We start from the raw sequence: 19,790 nt of genomic DNA, 5'->3' as shown, positions 1-19,790 counted from the left end.
ATGAATAAATGGCAGGGACTAGTCCCTGCCAAAACACACGCTTCTTAGAAAGAGCCGCGTATACCCACTGCGTAACGAGAGCCGTTATCTTCAATTGAGTAAATTTGGTCTGGGAAACGACCAACTTGCGTTAGTTCTTCTTCAGTTACGTTAATACCTTCAACGAAAACCGTTAGATGCTCGTTGATGTCGTAACTTGCGCTTACGTCCCACTGACCGTATGTTTCGGTCGTAGTTGGCTCGCCTGAGAAGCCGTTATCAAGTGCAAACAAGAACGACTCACGGTTGTTAAATGCAACACGCGCTTGGAACGCGTCTTTCTCGTAGAACAAGATAAGGTTCTGAGAATCGCCGAGACCTTCTAACGCAAATGATTGAGTGATATCGCCAGAGACCTCTGCGTCGCTGTTCACTACTGTAGCATTTGCGGTTACACCAAAGCCGTTATCCCATACATGGGTAAGTGCAATTTCATAACCGTTAACCGTTGCTGTTTCACCATTTTGCGGACGCGTTACTGTGTAAACTTCACTTGCACCATTGAGTTCTTCAGTATCAGCTACTACGTCGCGAGATGGGTCTTGTGGGTCAAGAGATACACCCGGAGCACAATCTGCTGCAGCGCAACGGAAATCTCCAGGAAGACGGTCAGTCATGTTGTAAGTTTCCGGACCAGACAACGTAATAATAAAGTCTTCTACTTCCTTGCTGAATACTGCAAACGAGAATACAGAGTCATCGCTGTAATACCATTCAAACGATAGATCCCAGTTCTCCGCACTAAATGGTTTAAGGTTAGGGTTACCACCACTAGCCTGAAGGTTTTGACGACGAGGTTCACCAAACGTTGTTGCTGGAGACATCTGCGACATTGTTGGGCGAGTCAATGAGTCGTAGCGCGAGAAGCGAACTATCATGTCTTCTTGCACTTCAAGCTTAACGTTCAAGCTAGGAAGGATATTCGAGTAAGACGACGTACCCACTATGTCTTGTGCTGGCGCAAAGCGGTTTGCGAAAAGCGTAAGATCTGACGTTGGAACGACGTCAGAGATAAATGCTTGAACTGCTGAAACAGCTACGTCAGTCTCTTCATAACGTGCGCCGAAGTTCATGGTTAATGGCATATCACCGATGTCATAACCAAACTCGAACTGTGCATATAACGCTGTTACTTCTTCTTCAATGTTGTAATAGTTATTTTGCAGCGTAGGCGTAACTGGAGCACCCTGAGAAGCAAGGTAGTCTAGGTAAGCATCACCGTCATAGGTATACCACGTGTCAATAAGACCGCTAAAGAAGTTGTTTGCAGTAAATGGACGAATGTTCAGTGCATCAATCGGTGCAGCAGTGCCATAACCACAAAAAGCACATTGAGAAGCGAACTCTTGGAACACAAATTTTTCACGCTCTGAACGCAAAACGCCGAAGTCGACTTTGCGGAACACTTCAGAGTCAGCAAGATAAGTGAAATCAGCTTTATATTCAGTTACTTCATCTTCAGATGCTACAACATTACCGAGGTCGTTATAGTGCAGACGGTTTAAATTAATGTCTGGCAGTTGACCGTTGCCAAAACCGTCGTGAATGACCGTTGGCGTGCCGCCAGTACCGTCAAATTCGTAATTGTTAATAATACCTACAACGTTGAAGCGACCTCTACCGCCGATATCATTTTTGGCGTCAGAATTCGAAACATCAAACGTTGCAGAAAGTGCATCAGTAACCTGCCAATCAACGTTTAAACCAAAACCTTTATTGGTAACATCACGAACGCCACGGGTTGAGCTTACGAAGTCAGAGGCAGGGTTACCACTGCCTTGGTGTAAATCAATTTCTTGGGTAAATTGAATGGCGGTGCCGTTTTCTGAAATAGTTGCAGAGCCTACCCGATCTGGCTCGAACCATGATGCAAGGTCAGTAACTTGAGAATCAACCTCAAACTTAGACACGAAACCGTCTAGGGTAATAGTAATGTCGTCACTTGGCGCAAACTGAGCAACCAATGATGCATTGGTACGCGTTCTTTCTTGCTGGTCGACAACTTGGTCCCAGTTACGAGGTAGGTAAACATTGCTTGCTAATACGCCGTCATTACGGTTTGAAAGTGTTAAACCTGGACGCCAGCCAGCAGTTTGAATACGGTTAATCTGTACGTCACGTTCTTGGTGAGATACTGCTAGCAATAAACCGAATTTGTCGTCTGCGAAAGTGTTACTTACAAGGAACGACGCTTGTGGCGACGTCTCTTCAGAAAGGCTTTCGTACATGCCTTTAATACTACCGACCGCTTGGAAGCCGTCGTAGTCGAATGGGCGAGCCGTTGTTACGTTAATGGTTGAGCCAATACCGCCCGACTGTAAGTTAGCTACGCCACTTTTGAAGATATTCGCACCCGTAATTTGGTCGGCTGCTAGTACGTCAAAGTTAAATGCACGGCCTGCATCGTCAGAGGCAATTTGACGACCGTTTACAAGTACCGTGTTGAACTGCGGGCCGAAACCACGCACGGTTACTTGTTGACCTTCACCGCCACTACGGTCAATTGAAACACCAGTGATGCGCTGAAGTGATTCGGCAACGTTCAGATCTGGGAACTTACCAAGGTCTTCAGCAGCGATACCATCTGACACGGCAAGGTTTTCTTTCTTGTCAGACATGGCACGCTTAAGACTACTTACGATGCCGCGAACCTCAATAACTTCAACAGGTGCATCGTTTACATTTTGAGTGTCAGCGTCTTGTGATAAGGCAATCGGTGAGTGTAGGGCAGAGGCGATTGCAACACCAAGCAGAGAGCGCTTTGCAATAAGGCCTAGCTGTGATGTGTTAATTTTATGTGTCACTGTGTTTTCTCCGTGAGTAGGCTACGTTCTAACGTACTTTGCACTTAAATTACGTTTTTAGTGTGTGCGGAACAAGCTTATTAACATTACTTTTACACATTTAGCGTTATTTTTTCTCGCTTATTATTTGTAACTTCTTGAAAAAAATAACATTTCTTAATCAAGGTAAAAGGTGAAACGTTTACCTTGATTTCAATACTAACACAAAATGACAATGTAATTACAATGTTATAAAATTTTTTTTGTATAAAAAAAGTGCGGTTTATAACCGCACTTTATTAACATATAGAAAATACTAAAAAGTTGAGAAGCATTGCAGGGCAAGATTAACTACAACGAATACGATCTACCGCCTCTTTCCATCCGTCATAGGCGCGGTTGCGTTCGTCTTTGGTGAGTCTTGGGGTGAAAACGCTATCACTCTTCCAACACTGCGTTAAATCATCTAACGAAGTGAAGATCCCCGCCTGTAGGCCGGCAAGAAAAGCTGCGCCTAACGCCGTTGTTTCCGTGTTTTCAGGTCGCTCAACTTCTGCCCCTAGAATATCTGATAAAAAGCCCATTACCCAGTCGTTACGCGACATACCACCGTCAACACGTATTGTAGTGGGGCGCGCGCCGTCACTTTCCATGGCTTTTTGCAAATCTTTAGTTTGGTAGCATACCGACTGAAGACCCGCAGCAACAATTTCGCTAATTCCAGTGTCTCGAGTTAACCCTAAAATTGCGCCGCGCGCATCGGGGTCCCAATACGGTGCGCCAAGGCCGGTAAAGGCGGGCACTAAAAATACGCCGTTATCTTGTCTAGCGCGCTGCGCAAGCGCTTCTGTCTCTGCGGCGTCACCAATCAATTTAAGACCGTCGCGAAGCCACTGTACCGTGGCCCCCGCCATGAATATACTGCCTTCTAGTGCATACGTTGTTTTTCCATCTATTCGATAGCCAACAGTAGTAAGCAGTCTATTTTTCGACTGAAGCGGCTCGTCACCTGTATTAAGGATCATGAAGCATCCAGTACCATAAGTGCTTTTTGCCATACCTTTTTCAAAACACGCTTGCCCTACAAGCGCTGACTGTTGGTCGCCCGCAACACCTTGAATAGGAATAGCCCGTCCAATAATACTTTCGTCAAGCACGCCAAAATCTGCTGCACAGTCCATAACCTCTGGCAGCATTGATGCTGGAATGTTGAAAGTTTTGAGCAACTTTTCATCCCAACATTGCTTGTTTATATCAAACAGCATGGTACGAGATGCATTGGTTGCATCGGTCTTGTGTGATGCTCCGTTTGTTAAACGCCAGATTAGGAACGTATCAACCGTTCCAAACAGTAGTTCGCCGTTTTCTGCCTGAGCACGTGCGCCCTCTACATTATCCAATATCCATGCAATCTTTGTAGCAGAGAAGTACGGGTCAAGTAGTAAGCCTGTTGACTCGGTAATGTGCGATACCAATTCCGCATCTTCACTTAGCTCTCTACAAAGTGGCGATGTACGTCTGTCTTGCCACACAATAGCCGGATACACAGGCTTTCCTGTGTCTTTGTGCCATACCAGTGTAGTTTCACGCTGGTTTGTAATACCGATAGTTGCAATGTCTTTAGCACTAAGTGCACATCTATCAAAAACGTTTTTTATTGTAGAGACAACGCTTTCCCAAATTTCCTCAGGATCGTGTTCTACCCATCCATCATGCGGATATTTTTGTGAAAACTCAGTTTGGGAAATAGCTTCAATGGCGCCTTTTGGCGAGAAGATTATGCTTCGTGAGCTTGTAGTACCTTGGTCGATGGCAAGAATATGCTGCCCCATGACGTCACTCCAAAAAGATATATTTTTTTAAAGTGTGCATTATTTACACGTGATTAACAATGGTCTATTTTCGTAAACGAACATTTATGTTTTCGATTTTCGTGTTAAGTAAACGCATTAATCATTATACTAGTGCCTAACTAATAGGTAGTTTTGGGGTAAATAATGAATCAAACGCAGCGACATGAAAAAATTGTTGGCTTAATAAAGCTACATGGCTTTATGTCTATTGATGATCTTGTTTCTGCATGCGACGTTACGCCACAAACTATTAGAAGAGATTTGAATCAACTCGCCGACAACGGTGTATTAAGTCGCTATCACGGTGGTGCTGGGCTGAACAAAAGCTGGGAAAACACGCCTTACCAGGAGCGTAAAACTCAAAATGCCGAGGTAAAAGAAAAAATTGCCGATGCTGTGGCCGCTATGATACCGGACGGTGCTTCACTGTTTATCAATATCGGTACCACAACAGAGCTTATTGCTACTAAGTTGCTGAACCACAAGAACCTGCATGTGGTTACCAACAACATTCATGTTGCTACTATACTGTCAGCAAAAGAAGACTTCTCAGTCATAATTGCTGCTGGTGAGGTGCGCTATCGCGATGGAGGCATTATTGGTGAGGCGACTTGCGACTTTATCAGCCAGTTTAGAATGGACTACGGCATTATCGGCATTAGTGGTATTAGTGCAGATGGCGCGCTATTAGATTTCGACTTTCGCGAAGTGAAGGTGTCTCAAGCCATATTAGAACATACACAGCATGTCATTCTTGCCGCCGATTATAGCAAGTTCGAGCGCCGCGCTATGGTTGAGCAGGGGCATATCTCTCAAGTGGATTGTCTGGTTTGTGATAAAACGCCACCTGAAAGTATTATGGAAATAATTGAAGAAAATAACATTACCTTCGTTAAAGCCTGACACCTTCTCGTCATAAAACTTATCTACCTTATTACTTCATAGGTTAAGACCCACGCAAGCTCCTGCGCTACTTTTGCGCTTTGCGTTTTCCATTGGACTAATATTACTTTCTTAGCCGTTCTGATAGCGCTTTTCTGCTTCTTAATTTTTCTTTAATGTTCGTTTGTTTTCGTTTTGTGTTGACTTAACAATAAATTGGTTGTCAAATAGCCAAAAGATGAAAAAGCCATGTAAGGGCGAACAATGACTCAAAGTAATCAAAATGAACATGTATTAGATACGCTTGTTGTTGGCGGAGGCGTAAATGGTGTTGGCGTTGCTGTTGATGCGGCCGGCAGAGGCCTTTCGGTTATGCTTTGTGAAAAGGGTGACCTTGCTGGCGCTACTTCGTCTTCAAGCAGTAAGCTAATCCACGGTGGTCTTCGATACCTTGAGCACTATGAGTTTCGTTTAGTGAAAGAGGCTTTGGCAGAGCGCGAGGTTTTATTGAAGAAAGCGCCGCATATTATGTGGCCGCTGCGCTTTAGATTGCCACATCAAAAACATCTGCGCCCAGCGTGGATGATTCGCATTGGTATGTTTCTTTACGATTCTTTAGCTAAACGCAACGTGCTTCCTCGTTCACGAAAGCTAGCAACTACTCCGCAAGGGCCACTAGTTGAAAGTATTTCTACTTGCTTCGAATACTCAGATGGTTGGGTAGACGATGCCCGTCTAGTTGTTTTAAATGCACTTGCAGCGCAAGACCAAGGTGCAGAAATTCTAACTCGCACTGAGTGCGTTAGTGCAGAGAGACAAGATAATTTATGGCTTGTGACTTTACGTGACGAAAGCGGGAAAACGTTTACAGTTAAGGCGAAGTCTATTGTAAACGCCGCAGGCCCTTGGGCTGTCTCGTTTCTAGATCGCTTAGTGAATGTGAATAACCCAAATGCCATGCGTATGGTTAAAGGCAGCCACTTTATTGTTCCTAAGCTGTACGACACAGAAGAAGCTTACATTCTGCAGAACAAAGACGGACGTATTGTTTTTGTTATCCCGTACGAAGGTGATTTTTCTTTGGTAGGCACCACCGATGAAGACTTTACCGGTAACCCGTCAGATGCAGCGATTTCAGACGCAGAAACCCATTATTTAATTGATGTGGTAAATGAATACTTTAAAACTAAGATTACCCGTGAAGATATAGTGCATAGTTACAGTGGCGTGCGACCTCTTTTAGAAGAGAAAAATGCATCAGCACAAGAGCTTACTCGCGACTACAAAGTAGAGCTAAAAGGCAGTGCGGGCGAGCCAATTCTGTTGAATATTTTTGGCGGTAAAATTACAACCTACAGAAAACTTGCAGAACACGCCGTAGATAAATTGGTTACGTGTTTCCCAAAGGCGAAAAAAGCGTGGACGAGAGAGGTTCCGCTTCCAGGTGGTGCATTTGAAAGCCAAGAACGTTTTGTTGATAAGTTAACCAGCGACTTTCCTTGGTTACCAGTTTCTTTAGCGCAACGATACGCTAAGCAGTACGGGTTGTTGTGTTTTAAATTCTTAAAGCATGCAAAGTCGTTGGACGACCTTGGTGCTGATTTTGGCGCCATGCTTTACAAAGCGGAGGTTGATTATCTTATTGCGTATGAATGGGCAAAGAACGTAGACGATGTGCTTTGGCGTCGTACAAAGCACGGTTTACGTTTATCTGAAGATGAGAAGCATGTGTTGGCAGACTATGTAAGTCACGCTGTTTATGGCCAAGGGGCCAATAATACCGTACTTGAAACAGCCTAAAAGCTATTAGTAAAGCAGCACAGGGACGTGACGATGAAAACAAATCAAAAGGAAGTGGTGTTTATTCGCCATGGTAAACCACTGTCGGCACATAACGACAAAGTAAACGCGGCAGATTACGCAAAGTGGGTAAAGGATTACGATAGATCTGAACTCGACCCTGCTAGTCTTCCGGAAGAAGAAGCGAGCCTTGAGGATAGTTATGTAATAGTGAGTCCTCTTTTACGCGCTCAATTATCAGCAAAACAGTACGGCGCTGTAACCATCAATGAAACGTGCCACAACTTAAAAGAAATGGACATTCCTTTCTATAACATTCCGTTAAAACTAAAAGCATGGCACTGGGTTTTGCTAAGCCGTACGCTCTGGTTTGCCGGTTTCAAAGGCGACTTTGAAAGCTTTGCTCACGCTAAAAAGCGCACTGTGAACCTTGCTCAGCATATTCAAACACTCAGCGAAACGCACAATCGTATTGTGTTATTTGGCCATGGTATGACCAACTATTTCACTCGTAAGCAGCTGATTAAAAATGGCTGGCACCTTAAAAATAAGAGTGGTGATTTTTGGGGTGTCACAACGCTCACAAAATCATAAACTTAAACTAATTGAGTAAGATGAAAATGTGGAGTAGCTTTAAATTTCCGTCATAATGCCGATAAAATTATAATAAAAAGCCTATTTTTGCCAAGAACCGCTCGGCTCCTCACGGTAGAAATAGACGCAGGCGGAAAATAACAAATGAAAAGAAAATCCAATAAGCCTTCTCAAGATTACGGATTACTAAAAGTGGGGGCGGTTATTGCCACCATCGCTTTAATAAGTATTCTTGCTACTACCTTCAAGTCTGATGAAACCGATGTCACATTAGAAGTTTTTACAAAGCGTATGTCTCAGTTTCAGCATCATGTTGAGTCGTCACACTGGCAGTGGAAGGTGCAACAACCTACCTCTATGATTATGCTTCGTCACTACGATAACCAAGGAAAAGAGCGAAGCAGACGTCCTGTGTCTATTAATCATTTCGGATGGCCGGGCGGTGAAATGAATGATGAAGGCTGCGAAAAACTTTGGACATCATTAACCGCTGAGTCTTTAAACGTCGATGGCTTTAAAGTACATGCCCGTTTTTATTCTCAGAACAATGAAAATAGTGAAGTTTATTGGTGTCGATTTGGTTTAAGCCGAGGACCGTACTTCGACTACTTCCCTGCGACGGGTAAAACGTCTGAATTAGAAGGCTGAAGCACACGCCATTTTATATGCGATTTTCATTCTACTATTAAGGTTGTGAAAGTGGCAGAGTTACCGGTTGTTGTTTCTACATAATTAGTCTACTTTTTAGTTAGTGTCGTGTTAGTACAACGTGTGGTAAGGTATTGTGATTACAATAATTAATGCGCTTGAGACGAAAAGAATTCTATAAATGCCCATTCGCTTATTTTCATCAAAAAGCAAAGTTCCCTCGGTGTTTGTTGGGGTGTCAGTATGTGCTTCCCATATTCATTTAGCCGCGGTTAATAACGCTACCGGTAGCCCTGTTATCGAAACTGTGAATACGCAGCCTTACAATGTAAATGTTCCGTTAGAACAACAGATTGGTGCAAGTTTAGAGTCGGTTGAAGAAAGCTGTAATGTATCAATAGTATTGTCTCAAGAAATGTATCACATGGTACAAGTGACAAAACCAGAGGTACCTGAAGAGGATATCGCGGCAGCTTTGCCATGGACCTTGGGCGACCTGGTGCCTTACGAGTCTGCCAATATGGTAGTAGATTACGTTGATTACCCGGTGAAAAGCAGAACGGGTGAGCAAAAAATTGATGTATTTGCGTCAGAAAAAGCCCCGCTTGCTACATTAGCTGCAGCTCTTGCCAAACAAAAAGATAAGCACCTTACTCATATTCATACCAAAGAAGTGTTGGTGGCTGAAATGGCGCCAGACGATGAATACGCTCGTTTGCTTATTGTTCAAGAGCCCAATAGCGAACCTTTTTTGATGATTGTGAGATCTGGTTCCATTTGGCTAGCTCGTCGCCTTCGTGGTTTTGTAAACAAGTTTAATGAAACTACGGATGTGTCTCAGGTAAGTGATACGTTAGGCCTTGAAATACAGCGTTCAATGGATTTCTATGAATCGCAGCTAAAACAGCCGCCCTTAAAAGAAATTTTGTTTAAAACTCAGTTCGATTGCGAGCCGGTTATAGAACGCTTAAAACCTTTTCAGCCCGCTGCTATGAAAGTGTTCACCCCTGAATTAGAACTGGCTGACGTTGTAGACTCTACGTGCCATTTTGCGCTGACTAGTGCGTTAGTTGCATCAAGAGAGGTGTAATGAAACGTACGATTAACCTTTATCAAGAGTCACTTAAGCCGCAAAAGGAAAAACTTCCTTTTGATAAGGTGCTGTGGATTAACGGTGGCGCCTTTGTGGTAATGCTTGCCCTTACAATTGTCTTCAATGTGTTGGCAAGTAGCAAGGAATCGGCATTAAAAGCCCGCGCTAACGAGGTATCAGCACTGAATAACGAGTTAAAACAGCTTCAAGCACAGCTTGAAGAAAAACGTGACATTACAGCGCTAGAAGCACAGCTTGCTGATATTCAGAAGAAAATTCAAAACAGAGAAGCACTTTTCGAGTTTGTTGAGAGCGGCGAACTATCTAACGATGCCACACAGTTTGTTGAAGTCATGCGCGACCTTGCTACCTATCATCACAACGATCTATGGCTTACTCAGATTGAAATTGACCCTTCAAAGGTGCGGCTAACAGGTCAAACTGTGACACCGGCGGCCGTTCCAATTTGGTTGGAGAAGCTTGAACAATCACCCTTTTTCAAAGGTAAGTCGTTTTCGCACGTTAAATTCGATCAAGTAGCAGATAAAGATCGCGTACGAACCTTTGTTATTTCAACCGATTTTGAAGGAGAGACTAATGAGTCAGTATCAGCAGCTCTCTGATAAATTCTCAGCGCTTCAGCCACGCGAGAAACAATTGGTATTGTGGGTAAGCTTTGGGTTGATAGTGTATTTATTTTATTGGTTCGGTGTAGCGCCTGCGCTAGACGACATGTCGGCAACGAATAAAAACCTTGAACGCAAAGACATAGAATATAACGGCCTTGTTTTACAGCGAGATGCCTTGAATGAAGCTTTGGCGGTTGATTATGGCAAACAGGCACAAGCCCAGTTAGACAGTGCACGCAAACAATTACTTGATGTGGACAACAAACTAGCAAGCCTAAATAACAGCTTTGTTGCCGCAGACCGAATGCCGGCCTTGCTTATGACTCTGCTAGATCAGCAGGGCGACATACGCTTGCAAAGGTTTGATGTTTTGCCAACAACAACGCTGCGCTTTGGCGAGGATAAAAGTAAAAGCGCAACCTTGTTCCAACACAACATGACATTGGTTATTGAGGGCGAATACTTCAACTTGAAAGATTATTTGGCACGTTTACAAGCAGCACCAGAAAAGGTGGTTATTACCGATTTTTCGTACAACGTGACAGATTACCCTAAAGCACAACTAAGCCTAGCACTGGCCACGGTAAGTAATAATGAAACGTTTATTTCGCTTTAATCATGTAGGCACTGTCGGCGCGTTTAGCATGCTAGCGTTGTCGAATGGCGTGTTTGCAGCTGAAGTCGATCCTACCAAACCGGTAGTGGCGGCGCTTGGCGCAAACAAAGCGCAAGATGTTGTAAAGGGCGACCTTGCACTACAATCTATCTTTAAACGCGTTGACGGAAAAACAGCCATTATCTCGGGTAAATCGTATCGTCAGGGAGATACTGTGGGCGAATTTACTATCTTAAAAATAAATGCAAAAGACGTTGTTATCAGCGATGGACGTGAGCAACGAACACTTGAACTGTACACCTATGAAATTAAAAAATAGCGATATCGCAAAAGCGTTGTTCATAACCCTGGTTATTACGGTTGCTGGGTGCAAATCGTATGGCGTGGGCGAAGAGGTAAAGCCTCATATTCGAAATGAACTAAACCAGCAACAGCAGCTTAAAAACGACACGCCCCCTCCGCCTCCTGATTTTAATCAAGAGCTTTTGTCTGAAGTATCTCGGTATAAAGCGTTGCCGACGCAAACGGCTACCAAAACTTTTGATGTATCGGCAAGCGATGTTGATGTTCGTCCTTTCTTCGACGCATTAGTCGACGGTACGCCTTACAGTGTAGCCGTACACCCACAGGTATCGGGTCAGATTAGCTTAACGCTGAAAGAAGTTGCGCTAGATGACGTGCTGAAAATTGTTTCTCGTATGTATCCTTTGGATGTTTTTATGGAAGGCAAAGTAATTCAGGTTATGCCTTCTCAGCTGAAAACAGAGTCCATCCCCGTAAATTTCCTAATGATCAAACGTTTTGGTTTGTCTAATGTAAGCGTGATTGCTGGCGGTGTAAGCGAGCAAAATCAAAATAACGGTGGTAATAACGGCGGTATTAACGGTAACAATAATGTTGCGGGCAATGGTATTGGTGGTCAAGGCGGCGTGGGCGGCCTGGGCAGTGTTGGTGGCAATAACATTCAGCAGCTAAACGGCTCTAATATTCAAACCACCAGTGAAAACGATTTTTGGGAAGATTTAAAAGAGGCTTTAGCCATACTATTGCCGCCAGAAGAAGGCCGTCATGTAGTGGTGTCACCGCAAGCTGGTTTGGTGACGATAAGAGCGTTACCTAGCGAAATTGCGGTAGTAAAAGACTTTTTAACGCAAAGCCAAGAAAGCCTTCAGCGTCAGGTCGTGTTAGAAGCACGAATTATTGAAGTTACGCTTAACGACGGCTACCAACAAGGCGTTCGCTGGGATCGCATTGCCAGCGGCCTTACCGGCAGAGCCAACTTTGGTTTTAGCGGCGGTGCCTTAGCGTCTAATTTTGCTGCAAACACGGTAAACGGTATCGACCCTGCTATAAATGCCGTAAACGGTATTGGTAACACCATAAGTACTGATATTGGCGGTGTGTCAACGCTTCGAATTGCAGCCGGTGATTTTGATGGCGTGATTAATTTACTGCAAACGCAGGGCGATGTGCAGATGCTCAGCAACCCTCGTGTTACCGTTACCAACAACCAGAAAGCGGTAATTAAAGTGGGGCAAGACGAATACTTTGTCACTGATGTTTCCACCAGTGAGCAGCTAAATGCCGCAAATACACAAAACGATAATGACATTGAGCTTACGCCATTTTTCTCGGGTATTGCCCTTGATGTAACCCCTCAAATTGATCGTTCTGGCTCGGTTATTCTTCATGTGCACCCGTCGGTCACTGAAACTGCAGAGCAAACCAAAGTAATTCAAGTGGGCGAACAACAAATTCAGCTGCCGCTAGCACAAAGTAACATTCGTGAGTCAGACACCGTTATTCGCGCAAGAGATGGTGAGATTGTTGTTATTGGCGGTTTAATGGAAACGGTAACCAACGACACCGAATCGAAAACTCCATTTTTAGGCGACATTCCAGTGTTTGGTAATTTGTTTAAAAATATCGCCAAAACACAAACCAAACGTGAGCTAGTGATTCTAATTCGACCGTCTGTTGTGCAGCCTGACTCATGGGAAAAACAGCGTAAGCGGACGCAGTCGTTGCTAGATCAGTGGTATAGAAACTAGCCATGTACCTCGACTTTTATCACTTCAACGAAATGCCGTTTTCGCTAACGCCAAACACAGAGTTTTTCTGTGCGCTAGCGCCGCATAATGAAGCGTTAAAAGTCATTTTGTCTGCGCTTAGCATGGCAGAGGGCTTTATAAAAGTAACTGGCGAGGTGGGTACAGGCAAAACACTGTTATGCCGAAAGCTTATCAATCATTTAAACGATAAATTTGTTGCCTGTTATTTACCAAACCCTTATTTGTCGCCCGATGAACTGCGCATGGCGTTTGCAAAAGAGCTAGGTGTGGATACCGAGCAGGAAGGCGTAAGGCAGAATTTGCACAATGCTATCGAAGCTCAATTGCTAATGCTTAAGAAAGAGAACCGACAGGCGGTGCTTATTATTGATGAGGCACAGTCGCTTAGTTGGGACGCGCTTGAAATGCTTAGGCTGTTTAGTAATTTAGAAACGGAAAAAAGTAAGCTGTTGCAAATGGTGTTATTCGGTCAACCAGAGCTAGATCATAACTTGTCGAATCCTAAAGTACGTCAAATTAGGCAGCGCATAAGCTTCTCGTATACTTTGCGTACTATGTCTTCTCAAGAGGTTGCTTATTACATTGGTCACCGGCTAACTATGGCAGGTGGAAGCGAGAGTATTATTCCTCAATCAGTTAGAAATGTTATCGCGCTTGCCACTAAGGGTACTCCGCGACTAGTGAATATTGTATGCCACAAAATGTTACTGCGTGCCTATGGGCAGGGTAAAGAGCGGGCCAGTTGGTTTCATATGTTAAGTGCCGTTGCCGACACAGAAGACTGTAAAACCAGGCTTCTTCCCAATACGCGTATTATCTATCTTTCAATTTTTCTTATAACCGTTTTTCTCTCGTTTAATGTTTACAAGGGCGCGTTATGAGTATTTTAAATAACACGCTTAAATCGTTAGATGAACGTAACGAGTCGAATGATTTTGGTTTATCACCTACTGTGCAACTTTCCAAGCAAAGACCGACGCTTCGTATTGCGGTTGTGTTGGTTATTGCAATACTGACAGTGGCCGCCTATTTTCTTCTAACTGACGATAATGGCGACCGCTCAGGCACTGTTAAAAGCACTACTGAAAAACCTAGTCAAACAGCGGTAGCACCCAACAAGGCAAGTACAGAAGGGACATCAATACAAGGCATTGAGTCACAGGCAAGCAATACTGTACCAACTGCAACGCCCACATCGGGCAGTATGGAAGGTATTACAACAAGCCCTTTATCCAGCGAAGATTTAGCGTTGAGAACTAAAGGGGTGTCGGTTGCCGAACAAGTAATTACTAATGCAGCGCAAGATATAGATGACGAGGAGCCCTTTCGATTTGCAGCATCTACTGCAGAACCACAAGAGATAGACACTGCATCAACGAGTGCAGCCGCACCAACCTCAGCGCCATCAACTTATGAAACCAATACCGCTAACTCTAGTTCTGCGAATGTAGCGAGTAATAATCAAAGCAGTGCTGAAAACACCAGAGCTGAAAATACACGTGCACCTAACAACGAGGCGGTTAGGAACGCAACGCAAGAGAGCATTATCACACGTGGTCCCTCTACAACGGTAAAACCAAAATCTGCAGAAGAACAAAGCGAAATACACTTTGCTGCTGGTATGAAGTCGTACGAATTCGGTATGTACCAAGAGGCGCAAAAAAGCTTGTCACTAGCATTAACAGCTAACGCAGAAAACCACGAGGCAAGAAGGCAATTAGCTGCACTTTATTATGGTCAAGGCAGCAGCACTCAAGCGCTTTCCGTACTTTCAGATGGCGTGCTGTTAGCGCCTAGTAATCTTGAATGGCGCGAGTTAATGGCAAAGATTCTGGTTGGCGAAAATCGCTTTGAAGAAGTGCTTAGTATCATGCCAGACAATCTTGACGAAAATGCGCTTCAAGCAAGTAGAAGCGATTACCTCATACTAAAAGGTACGTCGGCTCAGGCGGTTAATAAGCCTCGTCAAGCCGTGTCAGCGTTTAGCGCAATGACATTACTAGAGCCCAACAACGGTAAGTGGTGGATGGCGCTTGGTATAAACCAAGATGCGCTAGACCAAGCACAACAGGCTGCTACCGCGTATAAACGCGCGCTTTCTCTTGGCGGCCTTTCCTCAGCATCAGCGCAATACGCAACTGCGCGATTGCAAGCTTTACAGGAGCAACGTTAATGCGACCTCGATTAAAAATGCGACTGGGTGATTTACTGGTTCATGAAAACATTATTTCTAGCGAACAGCTTGATAACGCATTAGCGGCGCAGCGTACGTCTGGGAGAAAACTGGGTGATACGCTCATTGATTTAAGTTACATCAGTGAACCTCAACTCCTTCGTTTCTTGGCTCAGCAGCTTAATATTCCATTTTTAGATATTAACCAACGTCGTATCGACCCTGAACAAGCTAAAATAATTCCAGAAACTTACGCTCGACGTTACCGCGCACTTGTTTTAGAAGCAGACGATCAAGAAGTGCTGATAGGAATGAGCGACCCGACCGACCTTGGCGGACTCGATCAGCTTGGTCCCTTGGTTTCGCCTCGACATATCGAGCTTGCCATTGTTCAAGAGCATCAAATGCTCGAAGCATTTGACACGGTATATCGAAGAACACAAGACATTGCATCTTTTGCTGAAAAGCTTGGTGAAGAATACGATGACGATACCGAGTTTGAGCTGTCTGCGCTTGACGATACGACCTCAGACGCCACGGTAGTTAAGCTGCTGCATTCTATTTTTGAAGATGCAGTGCAGGTACGCGCATCAGATATTCATATAGAGCCTGATGAGAAAACCCTTCGTATCCGTCAGCGTGTCGATGGCGTCTTGCAGGAGAATACGCTTGATCAGGTAAAGATTGCCTCAGCACTGGTGCTTCGACTTAAACTAATGTCAGGGCTCGATATTAGTGAAAAGCGTATTCCTCAAGACGGTCGTTTTAATATTAAAGTAAAAGGGCATTCGCTTGATGTGAGGGTGTCGACCATGCCCGTTGCAAACGGCGAAGCGGTGGTTATGCGTTTGCTCGACCAATCAGCCGGGTTGTTAACGTTAAATCAAACCGGTATGCCCAGCGCCATGGCCGAAAAGTTTAGAACAGCCATCAATCGTCCACACGGAATGATTTTGGTAACCGGGCCAACAGGTTCGGGTAAAACCACTACCTTATACGGCGCACTTAGCGAGCTAAATAAACCAGAATTTAAAATTATTACGGTAGAGGATCCGATCGAATACCGTTTGCCGCGTATTAACCAAGTGCAGATAAACGCAAAAATTGGGTTAGATTTCGCTGCCATTCTTCGTACCACACTTCGTCAAGACCCCGACATCATCATGGTGGGCGAGATGCGTGACCAAGAAACCGTTGAAATTGGTCTTAGAGGCGCACTAACCGGTCACTTAGTGTTAAGTACACTACACACCAACGACTCGGTAACCAGCGCCATACGCTTAATTGATATGGGTGCAGCGCCTTATCTTGTGGCAACGTCGTTACGCGGCGTATTAGCACAGCGTCTTGTGCGCCGAATTTGCGAAAACTGTAAAACAGAAAAGGCCCCGTCGGCGCAAGAGCAAGCATGGGTGCGCTACCTTAAGCCTGATATGGGCGAAACAACGTTCTATACAGGGCGCGGCTGCAACAGCTGTAATCAAACTGGTTATAAAGGGCGAATTGGTGTTTTTGAATTCTTAGAAATGAACGAAGAAATGATGGATGCGCTGCGTGACGACGATACGCAAGGCTTCGTAAACGCCACTAAAGCAAACAAAGATTTTGTGCCGCTTTCCCACATGGCTTTAGATTATGCCGCAGAAGGAAAAACGTCGTTAGATGAGGTGTTTAAAGTGGCTGAGTTTGTACCTGAGGCGGTAGGTCAGTAATGCCACAGTTTAAGTACGCAGGAAAAACAGCCCAAGGAGGTGCTCAAAACGGTGTTATTGAAGCCGCTTCTGCGCAGGCTGCGGCTCAAGCGTTACTTTCACAAAACGTTGTGCCAACAAGCATTACTGAAACAAAACGGGGTAGTGCTGCAAGTAGCGAGGGGCTGTCTGCTGTTAGTTTGTTCGAGCAAAAAGTGGGTATTGATGAGCTCATTATTTTTGCTCGACAAATGTATTCGTTGTTAAAGGCGGGTATACCCATTATTCGGGCCATTAAAGGCTTAAGTGAAAATGCATCGCACAAGCGTTTTCAAGAAATCTTGAAAGACATTGCAGACCAATTAGAGCAAGGCAGAAATTTGTCGGCAGCAATGGCCAAATACGAGAAAATTTTTACTCGTCTTACAATTTCTGTGGTGGTAGTGGGTGAGAACACCGGTAAGCTTGACGATGTATTTTTGCAGCTTGCACTATATTTTGAGCGAGAGCAGGAAACGCGCAAGCGTATAAAGTCGGCGTTGCGATATCCAACGTTCGTGATTATTGCGCTGGTCATTGCCATGTTTATTTTGAATTTATTCGTGGTGCCTGTATTTACGCAAATGTTTGAGCGGTTTAATACCGAGCTTCCAATTATGACGCGGGTGCTTATTGGCACGTCTGACTTTTTCGTTAACTATTGGTGGCTGTTACTTATTGGTATTGTTGGCGCAATAGTTATGGTAAAACAATACGTTAATTCTGAAGTTGGGCGCCTAAAGTGGGACAGAATTAAACTAAAGTTGCCTGTTGTAGGAAGTATTATTGAACGATCCTTGCTGTCTAGATACAGCCGCAGCTTCTCGATGATATTACGCGCTGGTGTGCCACTTACGGCAGGTTTATCTCTTACGGCTGATGCCGTAGACAATGCATTTATGCAGCAGCGCATAAGAGAAATGCGCCAAGGAATAGAAAAAGGCGAAAGCTTGCTGAGGGTGTCAAAGAACAGTGAGCTGTTTTCAACCCTGGTACTGCAAATGGTTGCAGTTGGGGAAGAAACCGGGCGGCTAGAGCCGTTGCTTGAAGAAAGCGCAGATTATTACGAGCGCGAGGTTGATTTTGACCTTAAGAGCTTAACGGCGAAGATTGAACCTATTTTAATTGGTTTTGTGGCTGTAATGGTATTGATATTGGCGCTAGGTATCTTTACGCCTATGTGGAACATGATGTCTGCGGTGAAAGGCGGATAGCATGGCAAGGGTAAGAGGCGGCCTGCTAAACTTTTTGATAATCAGTTTGGTGTTGGTAGTAGTAGGGGCAACCTATGTGTTCTATGCAACGCCCATTATCGATGAAGCCGATAAGGTAAGCAGGCATAGCGCAATGGACCAATTCAAACGCGCTATAATGATAGTTAGAGCACAATGGATAAAGCGTAAGCAAAACGAAGTGTTTATTTATGACACCCAGCTTCGTGAAAATGGAGCCATTGAGCAGGATAAAACCGCAGGCGCCGTTGTTATTTTAAATAACAAAGGGTGGCCGCAAAGCATGGACAATACGTCGAGCAAAGCCTGTGAACAACTGCTTCATATGGCTAATCTACAGCAGGTGAGTTCACCATCTGATGTGTACGTTGACGATATTTATAAAAACGGAATGCTGTATTGTGCGTATTACTTAAAAGGTGAGCCGTGGTTTAGTTACAGTGCAGCAACCGGTGAAGTAAGCGAATTGTAATTGTGACTGGCGTTATTGTTATGAAAAAAACACAACACATTTTTAGGGCGCTTAAGGAGAACATATGAACGTAAGACAACAAGGTTTTACGCTAATAGAATTAATTATAGTAGTGATTATATTAGGCCTTTTGGCTGCAACGGCACTACCGCGTTTTATTGATGTTACTGACGAAGCGCGCGAAGCTAGCGTTGAAGGCGTTGCAGGTGGCTTTGCTGCGGCCGTTGGTTTAGTGCGTGCGCAATGGGAAGTGGAAGGGCGCCCAAGCAATAACAATGGGGCCAATAGCACCGTTGTTACTTACGACCAAACACTAGTAGGTGTAGACGGTACCATTGGCTACCCAACGGGTAGTGTAAATGGCAGTACACTTGTGGCGGCAATGAATGAGCAAGAGTGCAAAAATGTGTTCGACCTTATTTTACAGTCGTCCCCTACTAACACGATTTCAACGAATGACGCGGATGTAGTGCAATTTAGATATTTAGTGCGCACCGATGCTACCGGTGTGAACATATCTTGTGTTTATTACCTTGTTGAATCAATGGGCTTACCCAATAACTCAGCGCCTGCAAATGGTACCCCTGACGGCACCATTTACGATGGATTCATTTATAACCCTGCCACTGGCCAGGTCTCAGTGTTTTAAAAATAACTATTAGGAAGTAAAGCTATGCAAAAACTATCGACACAAAAGGGTTTCACCCTTATCGAACTAATCATTGTTATTGTACTACTTGGTATCTTGGCAGTAACTGCTGCACCTAGGTTTCTAAACCTTCAAGACGACGCAAGAGATGCAGTGCTACAAGGTGTTGCGGGCTCGCTAGAATCAGCGTCATCTGTTGTTTACGGTAAAGCACTCATTGCTGGCCAAACTGGTGGCACAGGTACAGTAGATGTAGGTCCAACTAACGTTACAACCGTATTCGGATATCCTGATGCGGCAACGGATACAAACTTTACGTCTATTCTTGATGCTGACTTCGGCGGCGAGTTTGGTACTGCTGTTATTACCGGTACACCAGACGCAATTCTTATTTATTCAACGGCATTTGGTGATTATGCAACGGATGCACCGGACGCTGCTGGCGCAGCATGTTCTGTTGAGTATACCAACACTACATCAGCAGACGTTCGCCCGGTAATCACTGTGAACACTTGCGTTCAATAA

The 19,790-nt window shown here is 44.4% G+C and carries 18 protein-coding genes; 16 read left to right on the top strand and 2 right to left on the bottom strand.

The annotated features are described in order from the left end of the window. Window positions 1-44: 44 nt before the first annotated feature. Window positions 45-2,843 (bottom strand): TonB-dependent receptor, encoded by a 2,799-nt coding sequence (locus V7R35_RS09465; protein WP_438823461.1) that lies wholly within the window; start codon window positions 2,841-2,843, stop codon window positions 45-47. A gap of 326 nt (window positions 2,844-3,169) precedes the next feature. Beyond that, window positions 3,170-4,654 carry a glycerol kinase GlpK gene (gene glpK / locus V7R35_RS09460; RefSeq protein ID WP_334014503.1) on the bottom strand — a complete coding sequence of 495 codons (1,485 nt, stop codon included), beginning with the start codon at window positions 4,652-4,654 and terminating at the stop codon, window positions 3,170-3,172. Between the two features lie 165 nt (window positions 4,655-4,819). Here glpK and V7R35_RS09455 point away from each other — a divergent pair, with 165 nt between their 5' ends. From V7R35_RS09455 to V7R35_RS09380, 16 genes are all read left to right on the top strand, one after another. Then, window positions 4,820-5,578, top strand: a complete 759-nt coding sequence (locus V7R35_RS09455) for a DeoR/GlpR family transcriptional regulator (protein WP_334014502.1) — start codon at window positions 4,820-4,822, stop codon at window positions 5,576-5,578. A 243-nt stretch (window positions 5,579-5,821) separates the two neighbouring features. Then, the gene (gene glpD, locus V7R35_RS09450; RefSeq protein ID WP_334014501.1) at window positions 5,822-7,357 is read left to right on the top strand and encodes a glycerol-3-phosphate dehydrogenase; all 1,536 of its coding nucleotides are present in this window, start codon (window positions 5,822-5,824) and stop codon (window positions 7,355-7,357) included. Between the two features lie 33 nt (window positions 7,358-7,390). Beyond that, the gene (locus V7R35_RS09445) at window positions 7,391-7,951 is read left to right on the top strand and encodes a histidine phosphatase family protein (RefSeq protein ID WP_334014500.1); all 561 of its coding nucleotides are present in this window, start codon (window positions 7,391-7,393) and stop codon (window positions 7,949-7,951) included. A gap of 144 nt (window positions 7,952-8,095) precedes the next feature. Then, window positions 8,096-8,599, top strand: a complete 504-nt coding sequence (locus V7R35_RS09440) for a hypothetical protein (protein WP_334014499.1) — start codon at window positions 8,096-8,098, stop codon at window positions 8,597-8,599. 181 nt (window positions 8,600-8,780) lie between these two features. Then, window positions 8,781-9,689, top strand: a complete 909-nt coding sequence (locus V7R35_RS09435; protein WP_334014498.1) for an agglutinin biogenesis protein MshI — start codon at window positions 8,781-8,783, stop codon at window positions 9,687-9,689. Next, window positions 9,689-10,315: a PilN domain-containing protein gene (locus tag V7R35_RS09430; protein WP_334014497.1), complete on the top strand. Its 627-nt coding sequence runs from the start codon at window positions 9,689-9,691 to the stop codon at window positions 10,313-10,315. The genes V7R35_RS09435 and V7R35_RS09430 overlap by 1 nt, the downstream gene beginning before the upstream one ends. Next, complete coding sequence (locus V7R35_RS09425) at window positions 10,290-10,937, top strand: agglutinin biogenesis protein MshJ (protein WP_334014496.1); 648 nt, start codon at window positions 10,290-10,292, stop codon at window positions 10,935-10,937. The genes V7R35_RS09430 and V7R35_RS09425 overlap by 26 nt, the downstream gene beginning before the upstream one ends. Beyond that, entirely contained in the window at window positions 10,915-11,256 is a 342-nt protein-coding gene (locus tag V7R35_RS09420) for an agglutinin biogenesis protein MshK (protein WP_334014495.1), read from the top strand. Before V7R35_RS09425 ends, V7R35_RS09420 begins: the two co-directional genes overlap by 23 nt. Further along, on the top strand, window positions 11,240-12,988 hold the full coding sequence (gene mshL / locus V7R35_RS09415; protein ID WP_334014494.1) for a pilus (MSHA type) biogenesis protein MshL: 1,749 nt from the start codon (window positions 11,240-11,242) through the stop codon (window positions 12,986-12,988). Before V7R35_RS09420 ends, mshL begins: the two co-directional genes overlap by 17 nt. A 2-nt stretch (window positions 12,989-12,990) precedes the next feature. Next, complete coding sequence (locus V7R35_RS09410; RefSeq protein ID WP_334014492.1) at window positions 12,991-13,890, top strand: ExeA family protein; 900 nt, start codon at window positions 12,991-12,993, stop codon at window positions 13,888-13,890. After that, window positions 13,887-15,182 (top strand): tetratricopeptide repeat protein, encoded by a 1,296-nt coding sequence (locus tag V7R35_RS09405; RefSeq protein WP_334014491.1) that lies wholly within the window; start codon window positions 13,887-13,889, stop codon window positions 15,180-15,182. The genes V7R35_RS09410 and V7R35_RS09405 overlap by 4 nt, the downstream gene beginning before the upstream one ends. After that, window positions 15,182-16,894, top strand: a complete 1,713-nt coding sequence (locus V7R35_RS09400) for a GspE/PulE family protein (RefSeq protein ID WP_334014490.1) — start codon at window positions 15,182-15,184, stop codon at window positions 16,892-16,894. The genes V7R35_RS09405 and V7R35_RS09400 overlap by 1 nt, the downstream gene beginning before the upstream one ends. Continuing rightward, window positions 16,894-18,126, top strand: coding sequence for a type II secretion system F family protein (locus tag V7R35_RS09395; protein ID WP_334014489.1), 1,233 nt, complete (start codon window positions 16,894-16,896; stop codon window positions 18,124-18,126). The genes V7R35_RS09400 and V7R35_RS09395 overlap by 1 nt, the downstream gene beginning before the upstream one ends. A gap of 1 nt (window position 18,127) precedes the next feature. Continuing rightward, window positions 18,128-18,616 carry a hypothetical protein gene (locus V7R35_RS09390; RefSeq protein ID WP_334014488.1) on the top strand — a complete coding sequence of 163 codons (489 nt, stop codon included), beginning with the start codon at window positions 18,128-18,130 and terminating at the stop codon, window positions 18,614-18,616. A 64-nt stretch (window positions 18,617-18,680) separates the two neighbouring features. Further along, window positions 18,681-19,265, top strand: coding sequence for a prepilin-type N-terminal cleavage/methylation domain-containing protein (locus tag V7R35_RS09385; RefSeq protein ID WP_334014487.1), 585 nt, complete (start codon window positions 18,681-18,683; stop codon window positions 19,263-19,265). A 24-nt stretch (window positions 19,266-19,289) separates the two neighbouring features. Continuing rightward, window positions 19,290-19,790, top strand: a complete 501-nt coding sequence (locus tag V7R35_RS09380) for a type II secretion system protein (protein ID WP_334014486.1) — start codon at window positions 19,290-19,292, stop codon at window positions 19,788-19,790.

This window comes from Alteromonas sp. S167 (assembly GCF_036864375.1).
Classification (GTDB): domain Bacteria; phylum Pseudomonadota; class Gammaproteobacteria; order Enterobacterales; family Alteromonadaceae; genus Alteromonas.
The sequence above is the reverse complement of the archived record's forward strand: the minus strand, read 5'-3'. Positions and strand labels throughout refer to the sequence as shown.

What these genes read in the sequence shown, in the direction of transcription:
- glpK (WP_334014503.1), bottom strand. Translation starts at nt 4,654, where the DNA reads ATGGGGCAGCATATTCTTGCCATCGACCAAGGTACTACAAGCTCACGA.
- V7R35_RS09455 (WP_334014502.1), top strand. Translation starts at nt 4,820, where the DNA reads ATGAATCAAACGCAGCGACATGAAAAAATTGTTGGCTTAATAAAGCTA.
- glpD (WP_334014501.1), top strand. Translation starts at nt 5,822, where the DNA reads ATGACTCAAAGTAATCAAAATGAACATGTATTAGATACGCTTGTTGTT.
- V7R35_RS09445 (WP_334014500.1), top strand. Translation starts at nt 7,391, where the DNA reads ATGAAAACAAATCAAAAGGAAGTGGTGTTTATTCGCCATGGTAAACCA.
- V7R35_RS09440 (WP_334014499.1), top strand. Translation starts at nt 8,096, where the DNA reads ATGAAAAGAAAATCCAATAAGCCTTCTCAAGATTACGGATTACTAAAA.
- V7R35_RS09435 (WP_334014498.1), top strand. Translation starts at nt 8,781, where the DNA reads ATGCCCATTCGCTTATTTTCATCAAAAAGCAAAGTTCCCTCGGTGTTT.
- V7R35_RS09430 (WP_334014497.1), top strand. Translation starts at nt 9,689, where the DNA reads ATGAAACGTACGATTAACCTTTATCAAGAGTCACTTAAGCCGCAAAAG.
- V7R35_RS09425 (WP_334014496.1), top strand. Translation starts at nt 10,290, where the DNA reads ATGAGTCAGTATCAGCAGCTCTCTGATAAATTCTCAGCGCTTCAGCCA.
- V7R35_RS09420 (WP_334014495.1), top strand. Translation starts at nt 10,915, where the DNA reads ATGAAACGTTTATTTCGCTTTAATCATGTAGGCACTGTCGGCGCGTTT.
- mshL (WP_334014494.1), top strand. Translation starts at nt 11,240, where the DNA reads ATGAAATTAAAAAATAGCGATATCGCAAAAGCGTTGTTCATAACCCTG.
- V7R35_RS09410 (WP_334014492.1), top strand. Translation starts at nt 12,991, where the DNA reads ATGTACCTCGACTTTTATCACTTCAACGAAATGCCGTTTTCGCTAACG.
- V7R35_RS09405 (WP_334014491.1), top strand. Translation starts at nt 13,887, where the DNA reads ATGAGTATTTTAAATAACACGCTTAAATCGTTAGATGAACGTAACGAG.
- V7R35_RS09400 (WP_334014490.1), top strand. Translation starts at nt 15,182, where the DNA reads ATGCGACCTCGATTAAAAATGCGACTGGGTGATTTACTGGTTCATGAA.
- V7R35_RS09395 (WP_334014489.1), top strand. Translation starts at nt 16,894, where the DNA reads ATGCCACAGTTTAAGTACGCAGGAAAAACAGCCCAAGGAGGTGCTCAA.
- V7R35_RS09390 (WP_334014488.1), top strand. Translation starts at nt 18,128, where the DNA reads ATGGCAAGGGTAAGAGGCGGCCTGCTAAACTTTTTGATAATCAGTTTG.
- V7R35_RS09385 (WP_334014487.1), top strand. Translation starts at nt 18,681, where the DNA reads ATGAACGTAAGACAACAAGGTTTTACGCTAATAGAATTAATTATAGTA.
- V7R35_RS09380 (WP_334014486.1), top strand. Translation starts at nt 19,290, where the DNA reads ATGCAAAAACTATCGACACAAAAGGGTTTCACCCTTATCGAACTAATC.